Source organism: Pseudomonas sp. FW305-3-2-15-E-TSA4, from assembly GCF_058787295.1.
This window is the reverse complement of sequence record NZ_JBYSZP010000014.1, coordinates 1-13806: the sequence shown is the minus strand read 5'-3', so window position 1 is coordinate 13806 and position 13806 is coordinate 1. Positions and strand designations below refer to the sequence as shown.

The 13806-nt window shown below is 61.4% G+C and carries 12 protein-coding genes; 4 read left to right on the top strand and 8 right to left on the bottom strand.

Annotated features, from left to right (window positions below):
• Positions 1-86: 86 nt before the first annotated feature.
• Positions 87-440 (bottom strand): YkgJ family cysteine cluster protein, encoded by a 354-nt coding sequence (locus tag AC3WMV_RS19285; RefSeq protein WP_027610425.1) that lies wholly within the window; start codon positions 438-440, stop codon positions 87-89.
• Between the two features lie 147 nt (positions 441-587).
• Here AC3WMV_RS19285 and AC3WMV_RS19280 point away from each other — a divergent pair, with 147 nt between their 5' ends.
• Positions 588-1898 carry an NAD(P)/FAD-dependent oxidoreductase gene (locus AC3WMV_RS19280; protein WP_096796095.1) on the top strand — a complete coding sequence of 437 codons (1311 nt, stop codon included), beginning with the start codon at positions 588-590 and terminating at the stop codon, positions 1896-1898.
• A gap of 142 nt (positions 1899-2040) precedes the next feature.
• On the opposite strand, the gene AC3WMV_RS19275 is transcribed toward AC3WMV_RS19280, so the two are convergent.
• A complete protein-coding gene (locus AC3WMV_RS19275; protein ID WP_096796094.1) occupies positions 2041-2286 on the bottom strand; it encodes a DUF1127 domain-containing protein in 246 nt (81 codons plus the stop codon).
• Positions 2287-2465: 179 nt separating this feature from the next.
• On the opposite strand from AC3WMV_RS19275, the gene AC3WMV_RS19270 reads away from it, so the two are divergent.
• Positions 2466-3884, top strand: coding sequence for an aminotransferase-like domain-containing protein (locus tag AC3WMV_RS19270; protein ID WP_103368154.1), 1419 nt, complete (start codon positions 2466-2468; stop codon positions 3882-3884).
• Here the strand turns inward: AC3WMV_RS19270 and AC3WMV_RS19265 are convergent, their stop codons facing one another.
• The 4 genes from AC3WMV_RS19265 to AC3WMV_RS19250 all read right to left on the bottom strand — a co-directional run bounded on the left by AC3WMV_RS19265 (position 3885) and on the right by AC3WMV_RS19250 (position 8292).
• Entirely contained in the window at positions 3885-4415 is a 531-nt protein-coding gene (locus tag AC3WMV_RS19265) for a DUF1120 domain-containing protein (protein ID WP_103368153.1), read from the bottom strand.
• Positions 4412-6841: a fimbria/pilus outer membrane usher protein gene (locus tag AC3WMV_RS19260; protein WP_103368152.1), complete on the bottom strand. Its 2430-nt coding sequence runs from the start codon at positions 6839-6841 to the stop codon at positions 4412-4414. Before AC3WMV_RS19260 ends, AC3WMV_RS19265 begins: the two co-directional genes overlap by 4 nt.
• Positions 6841-7554 (bottom strand): fimbria/pilus chaperone family protein, encoded by a 714-nt coding sequence (locus tag AC3WMV_RS19255; RefSeq protein ID WP_103368151.1) that lies wholly within the window; start codon positions 7552-7554, stop codon positions 6841-6843. The genes AC3WMV_RS19260 and AC3WMV_RS19255 overlap by 1 nt, the downstream gene beginning before the upstream one ends.
• Positions 7555-7641: 87 nt before the next feature.
• Positions 7642-8292 (bottom strand): DUF1120 domain-containing protein, encoded by a 651-nt coding sequence (locus AC3WMV_RS19250; RefSeq protein WP_027610418.1) that lies wholly within the window; start codon positions 8290-8292, stop codon positions 7642-7644.
• Positions 8293-8604: 312 nt separating this feature from the next.
• Between AC3WMV_RS19250 and AC3WMV_RS19245 the strand changes: the two genes are divergently transcribed.
• Entirely contained in the window at positions 8605-10155 is a 1551-nt protein-coding gene (locus AC3WMV_RS19245; protein ID WP_219737985.1) for a phospholipase D family protein, read from the top strand.
• A 32-nt stretch (positions 10156-10187) separates the two neighbouring features.
• On the opposite strand, the gene AC3WMV_RS19240 is transcribed toward AC3WMV_RS19245, so the two are convergent.
• Complete coding sequence (locus tag AC3WMV_RS19240; protein WP_103368150.1) at positions 10188-11333, bottom strand: MFS transporter; 1146 nt, start codon at positions 11331-11333, stop codon at positions 10188-10190.
• 186 nt (positions 11334-11519) lie between these two features.
• Positions 11520-13013 (bottom strand): aldehyde dehydrogenase, encoded by a 1494-nt coding sequence (locus tag AC3WMV_RS19235; RefSeq protein ID WP_103368149.1) that lies wholly within the window; start codon positions 13011-13013, stop codon positions 11520-11522.
• A gap of 234 nt (positions 13014-13247) precedes the next feature.
• On the opposite strand from AC3WMV_RS19235, the gene AC3WMV_RS19230 reads away from it, so the two are divergent.
• On the top strand, positions 13248-13610 hold the full coding sequence (locus tag AC3WMV_RS19230) for a cupin domain-containing protein (RefSeq protein WP_097089496.1): 363 nt from the start codon (positions 13248-13250) through the stop codon (positions 13608-13610).
• Positions 13611-13806: the final 196 nt, after the last annotated feature.

The following is a 13806-nucleotide window of genomic DNA, read 5'->3' as shown; positions in this document are numbered from 1 at the left end:
TGATTGACACATATTCTGCGAACGACAACGATCACTGTGGGAGCTGGCTTGCCAGCGATTGGGTCGACTCAGTTCCAGCAATTGCGCTAAACCAGCACCTGCCGATTTGCCGCCATGTATTCGAAGATCTGCTTTTCAACCCGTGGATGAATCAACTCCACCGGCCCCCGCCCGTTCGGGCATGGCAGGGTTTTGGTGGTACCGAACAAGCGGCAAATCAGCGGCCGCTCGCCATACACCGTGCAACCATTCGGCCCCAGGTGTACACAGTTCAGTTCTTCCATCGCCGCATCCTGCTCGGCGCGGGTCTTGCGCGGCAGGCGTGACATTTCTTCCGGCGAGGTGGTCACCGGCCCGCAGCAGTCATGGCAGCCTGGCACGCACTCGAACGTGGGGATCTGCTGACGCAGGTCGCGAATGGTCTGGCGGTTGCAACTCATCGAAACGGTAATCCACATGAAATAGGCGGCAATTGTGCCGCAAAAGCCGAGATCCACACAGCAACGGCCGACCAGTGTTGCCCGTCTTCGGCCGTGCGGCTTATGCTCCGTCAAATTTTCTCGACACCCAGCCGTTGGATGATGCCCATGAATGCCCGCGCCCGAACCTTCGCGAGCCAACCCCACGTTGCCTCTTATTACGCCGCCAGCAGTCTGCCGCAGCCCGAGTATCCGGTGCTGCAAGGCGAGCTGAGCGCAGACGTGTGCGTGGTCGGCGGCGGCTTTTCCGGGTTGAACACCGCGCTGGAACTGGCCGAACGCGGCCTCAGTGTGGTGTTGCTGGAAGCGCACCGGATCGGCTGGGGCGCCAGCGGCCGCAACGGCGGGCAGTTGATTCGCGGGGTCGGCCACGGCCTCGACCAGTTCAGCAACGTCATCGGCGCTGATGGCGTGAGGCAGATGAAACTGATGGGCCTGGAAGCGGTGGAAATCGTACGCCAACGCGTCGAGCGCTTTCAGATCCGGTGCGACCTGACCTGGGGCTACTGCGACCTCGCCAACAAACCGGCCGATCTCGAAGGCTTTGCCGAAGATGCCGAAGAGCTGCGCAGCCTCGGCTATCGCTACGAAACCCGCCTGCTGCAAGCGGATGAAATGCACACCGTGGTCGGCTCCAAACGTTACGTCGGCGGCTTGATCGACATGGGTTCCGGGCATTTGCACCCACTGAACCTGGCGCTTGGCGAAGCCGCTGCCGCACAGCAATTGGGCGTGCAACTGTTCGAGCAATCGGCGGTGACGCGTATCGATTACGGCTCCGAGGTTCGCGTCCACACCGCTCAAGGTTCAGTGCGGGCGAAAACGCTGGTGCTGGGCTGCAACGCTTACCTCAACGACCTCAATCCGCAACTCAGCGGCAAAGTACTGCCCGCCGGCAGTTACATCATTGCGACCGAACCGCTGTCCGAAGAACTGTCGCACAGCCTGCTGCCGCAAAACATGGCGGTCTGTGACCAGCGGGTGGCGCTGGATTACTACCGGCTCTCGGCGGATCGGCGTCTGCTGTTCGGCGGTGCCTGCCACTATTCCGGGCGCGACCCGAAGGACATCGGCGCCTACATGCAGCCGAAGATGCTCGAAGTGTTTCCGCAACTGGCGGGCGTGAAGATCGACTATCAATGGGGCGGCATGATCGGCATCGGCGCCAACCGTCTGCCACAGATCGGCAGGCTCAATGATCAACCGAACGTGTATTACGCCCAGGCCTATTCCGGGCACGGAGTGAATGCCACGCACCTGGCGGGCAAGCTGCTCGCCGAGGCGATCAGCGGGCAGCACAGCGGTGGCTTTGATCTGTTTGCCAAGGTGCCGCACATCACCTTCCCCGGCGGCAAGCATTTGCGCTCGCCGTTGCTGGCGTTGGGGATGTTGTGGCATCGGATTAAAGAGTTGGTCTGATGTTTTTGCTGCGTCCTTGAAGCCGCCATCGCTGGCAAGCCAGCTCCCACAGGTTTTTGCGGCGAATACAAATATTTGTGAACACCAAAATACTGTGGGAGCTGGCTTGCCAGCGATGAGGCCCGCAAGAACAATTCAGATCTCAGATCCGCCAGAACGGCTTCAACCCCTCTTCATTTGCCTGCTCCCGGGTCAACCCGACGTCCTTGAGCTGCTCCGGCGTCAGATTCAACAGCGCCTTGCGCGTGTGCAGACGATGCCAGAACAGGCCCCAGCGACTCAGGCCGGACGGCGCGTTGCGCATGGCGCAATTCCATGCACTGTCCTCCTGCCCTGCCGCCAGTTCCTGACTGTGTAACGTCAGCCGCACATCGCTCAAGCCGTTCATTTTTGCCGCTCCTGTTTACTTGGGTAGCCAGAGATTCCATGATGCGCGGGTCGGCAAAAGCATTACAGATTCAACACACCTGTATTAATTCCATACAGATTTGCCATTCCTGAGACTGAATTACCGATTTTTGCTGCATCTGTACTGGTTTAACGAATCACCTGCATCGAGGCAGTGCCATGACCCTGTATGTGAACCTCGCCGAACTGCTCGGCACCCGCATCGAACAAGGCTTCTACCGTCCTGGCGATCGCCTGCCTTCGGTGCGCGCCTTGAGCGTAGAACACGGGGTCAGCCTCAGCACGGTGCAGCAGGCCTATCGCATGCTTGAGGACAGCGGTCTGGCAACGCCGAAACCCAAGTCCGGCTACTTCGTGCCGGTGGGTCGCGAGCTGCCGGAACTGCCCGCAGTCGGGCGCCCGGCGCAGCGGCCGGTGGAGATTTCGCAGTGGGATCAGGTGCTGGAGCTGATTCGCGCGGTGCCGCGCAAGGACGTGGTGCAGCTGGGTCGCGGCATGCCCGACGTGACCACGCCAACGATGAAACCGCTGTTGCGCGGACTGGCGCGGATCAGCCGCCGCCAGGACATGCCCGGTCTGTATTACGACAACATCCACGGCACCCTCGAACTGCGCGAGCAGATCGCCCGACTGATGCTCGATTCCGGCTGCCAGTTGAGCGCCAGCGACCTGGTGATCACCACCGGTTGCCACGAAGCGCTGTCCACCAGCATCCACGCGATCTGCGAGCCGGGAGACATCGTCGCGGTGGATTCGCCAAGCTTTCACGGCGCCATGCAAACGCTCAAAGGGCTGGGCATGAAAGCCCTGGAAATCCCCACCGATCCGCTGACCGGCATCAGCCTCGAAGCGCTGGAACTGGCGCTGGAGCAGTGGCCGATCAAGGTCATCCAGATCACCCCCAACTGCAACAACCCGCTCGGCTACATCATGCCGGAGTCGCGCAAACGCGCGTTGCTGACGCTGGCGCAGCGTTTCGACGTGGCGATCATCGAGGACGACGTGTATGGCGAACTGGCCTACACCTACCCGCGTCCACGCACGATCAAGTCCTTCGACGAAGATGGCCGCGTATTGCTGTGCAGTTCGTTTTCCAAGACCCTGGCCCCGGGCCTGCGCATCGGTTGGGTCGCGCCGGGCCGTTATCTGGAACGGGTGCTGCACATGAAATACATCAGCACCGGTTCCACCGCACCGCAGCCGCAGATCGCCATCGCCGAATTTCTCAAGGGCGGCCATTTCGAACCGCACTTGCGGCGGATGCGCAGCCAATACCAACGCAATCGTGACGCGATGATCGACTGGGTTACCCGCTACTTCCCGGTCGGGACCCGCGCCAGTCGTCCACAGGGCAGCTTCATGTTGTGGGTCGAATTGCCGGAGGGTTTCGATACGCTGAAACTCAATCGCGCGCTGCATGACCAAGGCGTGCAGATTGCCGTCGGCAGCATCTTTTCCGCCTCGGGCAAGTACCGCAATTGTCTGCGGATGAACTACGCGGCGAAACCGACACCACAGATCGAAGAGGCGGTTCGCAAGGTTGGCGCGGCGGCGATCAAACTGCTGGCCGAAGCCTGATCATTCCAGCTGAAACGTACCGAATCCCTCAAATCGCTGAAGGTCGGCGACACGACTTGAGGCATCACTGACGCGCGCTTCGATTTCCAGCTCCACCTCCAGATGGCGCCCGGCGGCGAGGCTGCCAGAGCGCCAGGCGGTAATGCGATCGCCAGGCTGCAACAGGCCCGCCTCGCCATCATCGCGCTGCCATTGCACCGGCGCGCCATCCAGACGCGCCGCCACAATGCGTATCTGCAACCGTCCCGGTGCCCAGCGGTAATGCAGCGCATCGCTGCTCGGGGCAGCAAAGTACCACCTGATCGCGCGCGCAGCCGGACATTGAATCCGTAGATGAACCGTGCGCACACCAAAACTGCCGTCATTGCCCGATGGCCGGGCGAGCAGCTCCGCCCTCGTCGAAACGCCATAGTCCACAGCGCTCGGTGAGAGTGTCATCTGACAGGCCTCGCTGGCCATGACCGAGGTCGATGCCAACGATGCCAGCGTGATCAGGACAATCCATCGATGCATGCGCAATAACTCGGTCATGTAAGGTTCAAAGGCTGACAGAGCGCGTCGACGGGCTCGATCAATGCTTGCTCGTCCGGCGCTTCAGCCAGATTGAATTGCAGGTCGCAGTGCGCGCTATCCGACAGTTGCACCCGCAGCGACTGACCGGGTTTGATGTCCGGTAGAAAGATCGCCCCGGCCTCAAGCACCGTGGTCACGTATTCGCCTTGTCCGTTGTGTACGGCGAGGCCACTGGGCAGCCATTGCCGGTCAAGCGTCCTGGCCTTCAACAGCACACGCCGCACGCGGGTGATGGAAAAATCCATATGCTGAACCGAGCCACGCCCGGCCTCGACCTCCTGATAACCGTCGAGCACCTCGACGTTGCGCGGCAAACTCAACGGATCGACTTCCAGCCGGGCTGTGGAATAGGCCGGCAAACTCGCCACCACCGCCCGGCCCAATCCATCCGTCCACACCGGGCCTTGCGGCGTGTACAGCTTCAGACCCGCACGGTCGCCAGCCTTGAGCACGGCAAAGGTCTCGCGCAGTGGATACGGCGACAGCGTCACACCGTCGCGATGCAACGCCATGCCGCCGCGCAGCCCCAGGTCGAATTCGCTTGCCCCGGCTCGCTGGTTCAGGCCCAGATCCAGACTGGTGTAATGCGCCAGTGCGTTGACCCGCAAACCCAGCGATGGCGCCGCAGCTTCACGCTGTTCGGCACTGGCGCTATAGGCCAGGGTTTCACTGAGCACTTCACTCATCGACACGCCACTGCGCATCCCGGATCGTGGATCGCTGCGCAGGTAACTGCGAGCCCTGCGCTGATCGCCCAATGGCATCGCCGCCGTCAGATAGACCGAGGTGCCCCGGTGCCTCGCGTCGGCATCGCCGATCCCCCGCTCCAGACTCAACGACAGGCTGATGCGCGCGGGCAGTGTCTGCGACCAGGACAATCCCAGGCGCATGTTGGGTGGCTCGTCCTCGCTGGTGTAGCGCGACCAGGTCATGCCGAATGCCCCCCAGCGCTCGACAGTACCGTTGAGCGAAAATGTCCAATGATCTCGCCCGGAGGCGTCGGCCCGTCCCTGCTGCTGGCTCCAGCCGGTGTCCGACAGGCTGCGAAAGCCCTGGCCACGGTGCACCGCAACCACACTGGTGGACAGATTCGGCGACAACACGGCACTGACGGTCATTTGTACCTCATGACCTGCAATGCCTGTGTCTCGATCGCTGGACAACACCTGGCGCACACCGGTGCTCAGATTGCCCGGCCATTGACGCTGCAGCCCCCAGCCTGCCGACAGATAATCCGCCCCACCGAGGAACCCGCCGCTCACGCGCAACGCTCGCGACAGACTCCACTCCCGGCCAAGGGTGGCAAACGACGGCTCCTCACGACCATCCGAACCCTGGCGTCGCACCGTGCCAAGCGCCAGATTGAAGCCGTCGGCGCGATCGGATTGTGGATCCTGCAGGCTGGCTGCCGGGACGCGAAAACGCCGCACTTGCCCTTCCTGCTCGTGCACGCTGACTTCGAGGTCGAGCTGGTTGCTCAACAACGGCAGCGCGCGCAAGGTGAAGGGGCCGCCGGGAACCAGCGTGGTGTAGATCAGCACGCCGTTCTGCCGGACTTCGATTCGCGATGGCGACCAGGCAATGCCCTCGACCTCGCCACGTGCGCCCTCCTGTGCTGCGCGCAATTGCGCGAACGCACCTTCCGGCAGAATCTGCACACCGTTGAACGATTCGCCGGCGAACAATGGCGACTGCAAGTTCAACTGGCCGATCTGCACGTTGGCTTCGTAGTCTTCCAGGGTGCGCGTGCCGTAGGCATACAGATGCTCGAAGCGAGTGCTATCGGGCAACTGCGTATAGGACTGGCGACTGCGCAAGACCCAGTTGCCGGCATTCAGGCCGAACTCCGAACCCAGTCTGCGAAAGTCACTACGTTGCCCCTCGTGCTGGCTGCCCATGACCAATACGTCGTAATTGAACACGCCCCCCACTCCGCCATTGGCGAAGCTGCGTGGCTGGAATTGCGGCAACGCCAACAGATCCGTCGGCAGCAGCAGGTCGATCTGTTCCTTGCCGGGATGCAATGCAACGGTTGCCGCTGGCAGACCTTCACCCAGCGTCAGGCACTGCTGCGGTTGCGCGCGGGTCAAAGCCGCTTGCGCGCGCACGCCAGCAGCCTTGAGCAAGGCCGGTTGCAGGCACGGCTCGCCCTGTTCATTGAATGTCACGAACACCCGCCCCCGTGGCTGTCCATTGACCTCAAGCGCGACCAGCCACGTGCCTTGGGAGAAACGCGGCGCTTGGCGAAAATACGCAGCCAGGGCGGGGTCGAGCCCGCGCTCGCGAAGCACCTGCGCATCGAATTCCACCCCTTCACTGGCCATCGTCATGCCAATCGCATTCGCCATCAGCAGTGTCAGTCCCTGACGGGCACACGTGCGCATCAGTGCGTAACCGGGGCATCAAAGTGATCGACCGCAAAGCCATATGTGGTCGCCGGAAAGATCCGCACTGCCATGGTTCGCACTGTCACGTTCAACGGCAACCCGACAGACAGGCGCTCCCCTGGCAGGATCCAGGTACGCGGCAGATCCACCGCCTGCGTGCCCGGCAGCGGAACAATCGCTTTGGCCAGGCGCACCACGTAAGGACTGGGATTACTGACCAGCAAACCTTCAGCCGTGGCTGACCAGCTCAGGCGTTTCCATGGCTCGCGCTCCACTGGCAGACCGGCGGGGCGCAGGATCACCGGCAGGTTTTGCCGAACACCCAGATTGACCCGGGCACCGTCGACACCTGCCACAGGATTGATCCCCTCAAAAATCACCCGTTTCAGACGCTCGGTCTGCAATGGTTCGGCGCTCTGCAACATGAACCGTACCTGCTGCACCGCACCAGGCTCGACACGGGCAATCGGCGGACTGAACAGCAACAGCTGTTGATCGTGCGGCTCGATATTTTCGACCGTGGTGTGCAGCAGGGCCGGACGCGTTTCGGTGTTTCGCACATTCATCGTCGCTTCACCGACACCCTCATCCACCACCAGCACAGGGGTTTGCGGCACCATTCCGGCAGCGTGAACCCCGGGCATCAAAATCAAGACGAGCAGGCACAGTGGCAACGCCCGCAAGCCTGGGCGGCACATTGAAATCGGCATCGGTATTGCTCCGCAGGGGGCAGCGCACCCGGCAAAGGGCGCGCTGAATGAACCTGAAAGAACCCGGTAATGGCCGGGTTCTGACGATCAGAGGTAGAACATCTCGAAGGTCACCGAGCCATCGAGCGGGATCTCGCTGGTGATCGGCAGCGCGTTGCTCGGGCCGATGATCGGCAACAGGCTCATCGGAAACCCGTGGTGACGGGCCGCGACCGGGCCAGCTGCCACGCCGGGACCCCATGAGTAGAGCGCCGGGGCATTGCCCACCAGCGGCGAAGCAGGCAGTTGCCACGCCGGTGCTGCCAGAGTGCGTGTCATCAGAGTCTGCGGGGCACCGTCGGCTTCCGGACGACCGTGACGCAGCGCAAATCCGCCGATACGGATGCCGTTGATTTCACCCAGGCCGTAGAACAAAGCCGGATCGTTATTACCGGCACCATCGTTGATGCCCGGCAATTTGGTGGCTGTACGATTGTCTCTGACCGACACCTCGACCGATGCCTCTGCATCACAGTTGATGTGCAGCGAAATGTCGTGGGTCGGCAGCAGCGTCTGCGTGGTCTTGTTCAGGGTAGCTGCGGATATCTTGCGCAAATCTACCGTGCCGCCACCGGCAAATGCGGGGATGCACGACGTCGGAATAATGGTTCCGACCACACTCAGGTCTACGCTCTCGGCGACCACCAGGGTGGGTAATACTGCAGCCGCGACGGCTACCATCCATGTTGTTTTTTTCATCAGTCCCTACTTCATCGGTTATTGATCAATGGCAGTTGTTGAGCGCATTGCCTTCACAAGACGCTGAACACCGGGGCGATGATTTCGTTTTTTGCAGGAATCGTATGTAGGAATAGGCACCGACCAAGAGCTGAAAAAACAACAAAACAAATAGTCCAAAACCACAGGCGAACTCATTCCTACTTTTGAACGACTAATTGTTTACACAGTGTGGCGAGGATCCGCCGGAAACGGTCTTGGAAATCCTCTGCGTGCCATACTCCGTCACCCCCTGCCTCCAGCCGAGAAACCAACGTGCAACCCGGAAAAAAATTGCTCGCTGTCTGTGTGTTGTGTTCGTTGGCCAGTGGTTGCGCCACCCTCGATGCGCCGCGCGAACCCAGCCAGGCGTTGCCGGCCGCGGGCTCCGCATTCGGTCGCTCGATTCAGACCCAGGCAGCGCCCTGGCAGGGCCGTTCCGGCTTCCGCTTGCTGTCCAACAGCACAGAAGCCTTCACCGCTCGCGCCGAGCTGATTCGCAATGCGCAAACCAGCCTCGACTTGCAGTACTACATCGTCCACGACGGCGTCAGCACGCGGATGCTGGTGGAGGAACTGCTCAAGGCCGCCGACCGCGGCGTGCGCGTGCGCATCCTGCTCGACGACACCACCAGCGACGGCCTCGACACGATCATCGCCACGCTGGCGGCGCATCCACAGATCCAGATCCGCCTGTTCAATCCGCTGCACCTGGGTCGCAGCACCGGCGTGACCCGCGCCGCCGGACGCCTGTTCAACCTGTCGCTGCAACACCGGCGCATGCACAACAAACTGTTCCTGGCGGACAACAGCGTGGCCATCGTTGGCGGGCGCAATCTGGGCGACGAGTATTTCGATGCCGAGCCGAATCTGAATTTCACCGACATCGACATGCTCAGTGTCGGCCCGGTGGCAGAGCAGCTCGGGCACAGTTTCGACCAGTACTGGAATAGCGCGCTGAGCAAGCCGATCGACGAATTCCTCTCCAGCAAACCAAGCATCAAAGACCTGCAAAACACCCGCACGCGCCTGGAAGAATCGCTGGATGAAACCCGCAAGCAGAATCACGCGCTGTATCAACAGTTGATGACGTTCAAGACCGCGCCGCGTATGGATATCTGGCGCAAGGAACTGATCTGGGCCTGGAATCAGGCACTGTGGGACGCGCCGAGCAAGGTGCTGGCCAAGGACGAGCCGGACCCGCAACTGCTGCTGACCACGCAACTGGCGCCGGAACTGCGCGGCGTCAGCAAAGAGCTGATCATGATCTCGGCGTACTTCGTGCCCGGTCAGCCGGGGCTGGTGTACCTGACCGGGCGCGCCGACGCCGGGGTCTCGGTGAGCCTGCTGACCAACTCGCTGGAAGCCACCGATGTGCCGGCGGTGCACGGAGGTTATGCGCCGTATCGCAAGGCGTTGCTGGAACACGGGGTGAAACTGTATGAGCTGCGCCGTCAGCCTGGGGATAACTATGGCAGCGGCCCACATCTGTTCTACAGCAAGTCTTTCCGTGGTTCGGATTCCAGCCTGCACAGCAAGGCGATGATTTTCGATCGGCAGAAAGCATTTATCGGCTCGTTCAACTTCGATCCGCGCTCAGTGCTGTGGAACACCGAAGTCGGGGTGCTGGTGGACAGCCCGGAACTGGCCGAGCATGTACGCGAACTGGCCCTGCAAGGCATGGCGCCGGCCCTGAGTTATCAGGCGAAACTGCAGGATGGCGAGATCGTCTGGGTGACCGAGGACAACGGCCAAATGCACACGCTGAGCAAGGAACCGGGGAGTTGGTGGCGGCGCTTCAACGCGTGGTTCAGCACCACTGTCGGTCTTGAGCGGATGCTGTAATCGCATTTGTATGCGCTCCCACAGGGAAGTATTCAAGCAGTCTGTGGTTCGGTGCCGAACGCCCCCTGACGCATCAGCAGAATCACCAATCCAAACGCCCCCGCCGCCATCAACAACGGCAACGCATGCCCGCTGATCCACTGACTGCCCGCACCCGCCAGCAACGGCCCGATCAGACAGCCGACACCCCACAGCTGCGCAATGTGCGCATTGGCCCGCACCAGCGCATCGTCGCGATAACGCTCGCCGATCAGAATCAGTGACAAGGTGAACAGGCCACCGGCACTGGCGCCGAACAACACCCACAACGGCCAGATCAGCAGCGTGTCGATCAACAGCGGAATCGCCAGGCTCGACAGCATCAGGATCACTGCGCAGCCCGTGAACAACGTGCGCCGCGACAGGTAATCCGCCAGCGCGCCGATCGGCAGTTGCAACAGCGCATCGCCGACCACCACCGTGCTGACCATCGCCAACGCAATCTCGGCGGTGAAGCCCTGTTGCAGGCAATACACCGGCAACAGCGTGAGGATCATCGCTTCGAACGCGGCGAACAGTGACACCGCCCAGGCAATCGCCGGCAGCTCCCGGGCAAAACCCCACAGATCGCTGAACGTAACGCTGCTGGCTTCACTGCTCGGCGCACCGCTGCGGCCCATCAACAGCAATGGCGAGACTGTCAGCAGCCCGACACCGACCCAGAAACCATAATCGTGCTCAGTACCTAGCGCACCCAGCAGCAGCGGACCAGACAGTTGGCTCAGCGCGTAGCTGCTGCCATACAGAGCGACCAGACGACCGCGCCAGTGTTCGACGACCAGTTGATTGATCCAGCTCTCGCCGAGGATGAATACGATGGTCAGGATCACCCCGATCATCAGGCGCAGCACCAGCCAGACCGGATAACTCGGCAACAGCGCGAGCAAGCCGATCGACAACGCCCCGGCCCACAGGCAAAGACGCATCAGGTTCGCGGTGCCGAAACGTGCCGCCAGATGACTGGAAATCTTCGCGCCCAGCAATACGCCAATCGCCGGCATCGCCGCCATCACGCCGATGGCGAAAGAGCCGTAACCCCAGCTCTCCAGACGCAACGACACCAGCGGCATGCTGACCCCCAGGGCCAGACCGACACTCAAGACAGACGCCAACACGGCGAAATATGTCGCCCAACGCATGGTCCACGCTCCTGTGGATATTCTTATGTGCGCCACAAAATCACTGTGGGAGCGGGCTTGCTCGCGAAAACGATTTCACATTCAGCAGATGTGCTGACTGATACACCGCTTTCGCGAGCAAGCCCGCTCCCACAGGGGATCTCTGTATGTTCGGGAGCCCGGCCGAGCCAGGCTCCTTTCAATGGCTTACAGCTTGATCCACGTCGCTTTCAGCTCGGTGTACTTGTCGAACGCGTGCAGCGACTTGTCGCGACCGTTGCCCGACTGCTTGAAGCCACCGAACGGTGCGGTCATGTCGCCGCCGTCGTACTGGTTGACCCACACGCTGCCGGCGCGCAGTGCTTTGGCAGTCAGGTGCGCCTTGGAGATGTCCTGAGTCCATACCGCAGCGGCCAGGCCGTACGGCGTGTCGTTGGCGATCTGAATCGCTTCTTCGGCGGTATCGAAGGCGATGACCGACAGCACCGGGCCGAAAATCTCTTCCTGAGCGATCTTCATCGCGTTGCTCACGCCGTCGAAAATCGTCGGCTCGACGTAAGTGCCACCGGTTTCCTGGAGGATGCGCTTGCCGCCCGCCACCAGTTTGGCGCCGTCGGTGTGACCGGATTCGATGTACGACAGCACGGTGTTCATCTGCTGGGTATCGACCAGCGCACCGACATTGGTTGCCGGATCCAGCGGATTGCCCGGCTTCCAGGCTTTCAGCGCCTCGATCACCATTGGCAGGAATTTGTCCTTGATCGAACGCTCGACCAGCAGACGCGAACCGGCGGTGCAGACTTCGCCCTGGTTGAAGGCGATGGCGCTGGCGGCGGATTCGGCAGCGGCTTGCAGGTCCGGCGCATCGGCGAAGACGATATTCGGGCTCTTGCCGCCGGCTTCCAGCCACACGCGCTTCATGTTCGATTCGCCGGAGTAGATCATCAGTTGCTTGGCGATCTTGGTCGAACCGGTGAACACCAGCGTGTCGACGTCATTGTGCAGCGCCAGCGCCTTGCCGACGGTGTGACCATAGCCCGGCAGCACGTTGAGCACGCCTTTCGGGATACCGGCCTCAACCGCCAGCGCAGCGATGCGGATGGCGGTCAGCGGGGATTTTTCCGACGGTTTGAGGATCACCGAGTTACCGGTCGACAGCGCCGGGCCGAGTTTCCAGCAAGCCATCATCAGCGGGAAGTTCCACGGCACGATGGCGCCGACAACGCCCACCGGCTCGCGGGTCACCAGACCCAGTTGATCGTGCGGCGTGGCGGCGACTTCGTCGTAGATCTTGTCGATCGCCTCACCGCTCCAGCTCAGCGCTTGCGCCGCGCCCGGCACGTCGATGTACAGCGAATCGCTGATCGGCTTACCCATGTCGAGGGTTTCGAGCAGCGCCAGTTCTTCAGCGTGCTGCTTGAGCAGGCTGGCGAAACGAATCATGGTGGCTTTGCGCTTGGTCGGCGCCAGGCGCGACCAGACGCCGGAATTGAAGGTGGCGCGGGCGTTTTCCACGGCGCGCTGGGCGTCGGCGGCGTCACAGCTGGCGATCTTGCCTAGCAGACGGCCATCGACCGGGCTGATGCACTCGAAAGTCTCGCCGGAGACGGCGTCGGTGTATTCACCGTTGAGGTAGGCGCGGCATTCGATCTTCAGGTCGCGAGCACGTTGTTCCCAATCGGCACGAGTCAGGGTGGTCATTCGAGTGTCCTCCTCTTGTTGAATAGAGCGCCGCGTTCTTCGCGGACGTCTTCAGGAATGCTGCCCGGCCAGCCTGCTTTTCGGCCCAAGGCACCCGCCACCCTAAACCAGCGGCCGGGGTTGTTTCAATATATTTGACATAAGCGCGCCATACGCCCTTGCGGTGTTCATTTTAATAAACATAGACTTTGGCCCATTCAAGCCACCGCGCCGTCATCACGGGAGAAAACAACAATGAACATCCAGAACGTCGTCGATATCAGCCTGACCAGCAGCGAAGCCGAACGCTATCGCCCGGATCCGGCCAAAGTGCTCAAGGGCGATCCCGAGCAAGCGGTGTTCAACCAGTACGACAGCCCTTGTGGGCAAATGGGTGTTGGCGTGTGGGAAGGTGCGGTCGGGCAGTGGACGGTGAACTACACCGAGCATGAATACTGCGAAATCCTGCAGGGGGTCTCCGTATTGCGTGACAGCGATGGCAATGCCAAGACCTTGCGTGTTGGCGACCGCTTTGTGATTCCGGCCGGCTTCCGTGGTACCTGGGAAGTGCTGGAGGCTTGCCGCAAGATCTATGTGATCTTTGAACAGAAGGCCTGAGTCTTTCGCTGATATTACCGGCCCCTTCGCGAGCAGGCTCGCTCCCACATTCGACCGCATTCCATTGTGGGAGCGAGCCTGCTCGCGAAAGCGTCGCAACAGTCAGCACAAAACTCCAGTGTCTAGTCCTGAAATAGGTTTACACCTGTTTCAGTCTCAAAACGCCCGATGCACCGCATCGGGCGTTTTGTATTTC

Bases quoted from the DNA above. Each gene is read 5' to 3' on its own strand.
- AC3WMV_RS19285 (WP_027610425.1), bottom strand. From the start codon at position 440: ATGAGTTGCAACCGCCAGACCATTCGCGACCTGCGTCAGCAGATCCCC.
- AC3WMV_RS19280 (WP_096796095.1), top strand. From the start codon at position 588: ATGAATGCCCGCGCCCGAACCTTCGCGAGCCAACCCCACGTTGCCTCT.
- AC3WMV_RS19275 (WP_096796094.1), bottom strand. From the start codon at position 2,286: ATGAACGGCTTGAGCGATGTGCGGCTGACGTTACACAGTCAGGAACTG.
- AC3WMV_RS19270 (WP_103368154.1), top strand. From the start codon at position 2,466: ATGACCCTGTATGTGAACCTCGCCGAACTGCTCGGCACCCGCATCGAA.
- AC3WMV_RS19265 (WP_103368153.1), bottom strand. From the start codon at position 4,415: ATGACCGAGTTATTGCGCATGCATCGATGGATTGTCCTGATCACGCTG.
- AC3WMV_RS19260 (WP_103368152.1), bottom strand. From the start codon at position 6,841: ATGCGCACGTGTGCCCGTCAGGGACTGACACTGCTGATGGCGAATGCG.
- AC3WMV_RS19255 (WP_103368151.1), bottom strand. From the start codon at position 7,554: ATGCCGATTTCAATGTGCCGCCCAGGCTTGCGGGCGTTGCCACTGTGC.
- AC3WMV_RS19250 (WP_027610418.1), bottom strand. From the start codon at position 8,292: ATGAAAAAAACAACATGGATGGTAGCCGTCGCGGCTGCAGTATTACCC.
- AC3WMV_RS19240 (WP_103368150.1), bottom strand. From the start codon at position 11,333: ATGCGTTGGGCGACATATTTCGCCGTGTTGGCGTCTGTCTTGAGTGTC.
- AC3WMV_RS19235 (WP_103368149.1), bottom strand. From the start codon at position 13,013: ATGACCACCCTGACTCGTGCCGATTGGGAACAACGTGCTCGCGACCTG.
- AC3WMV_RS19230 (WP_097089496.1), top strand. From the start codon at position 13,248: ATGAACATCCAGAACGTCGTCGATATCAGCCTGACCAGCAGCGAAGCC.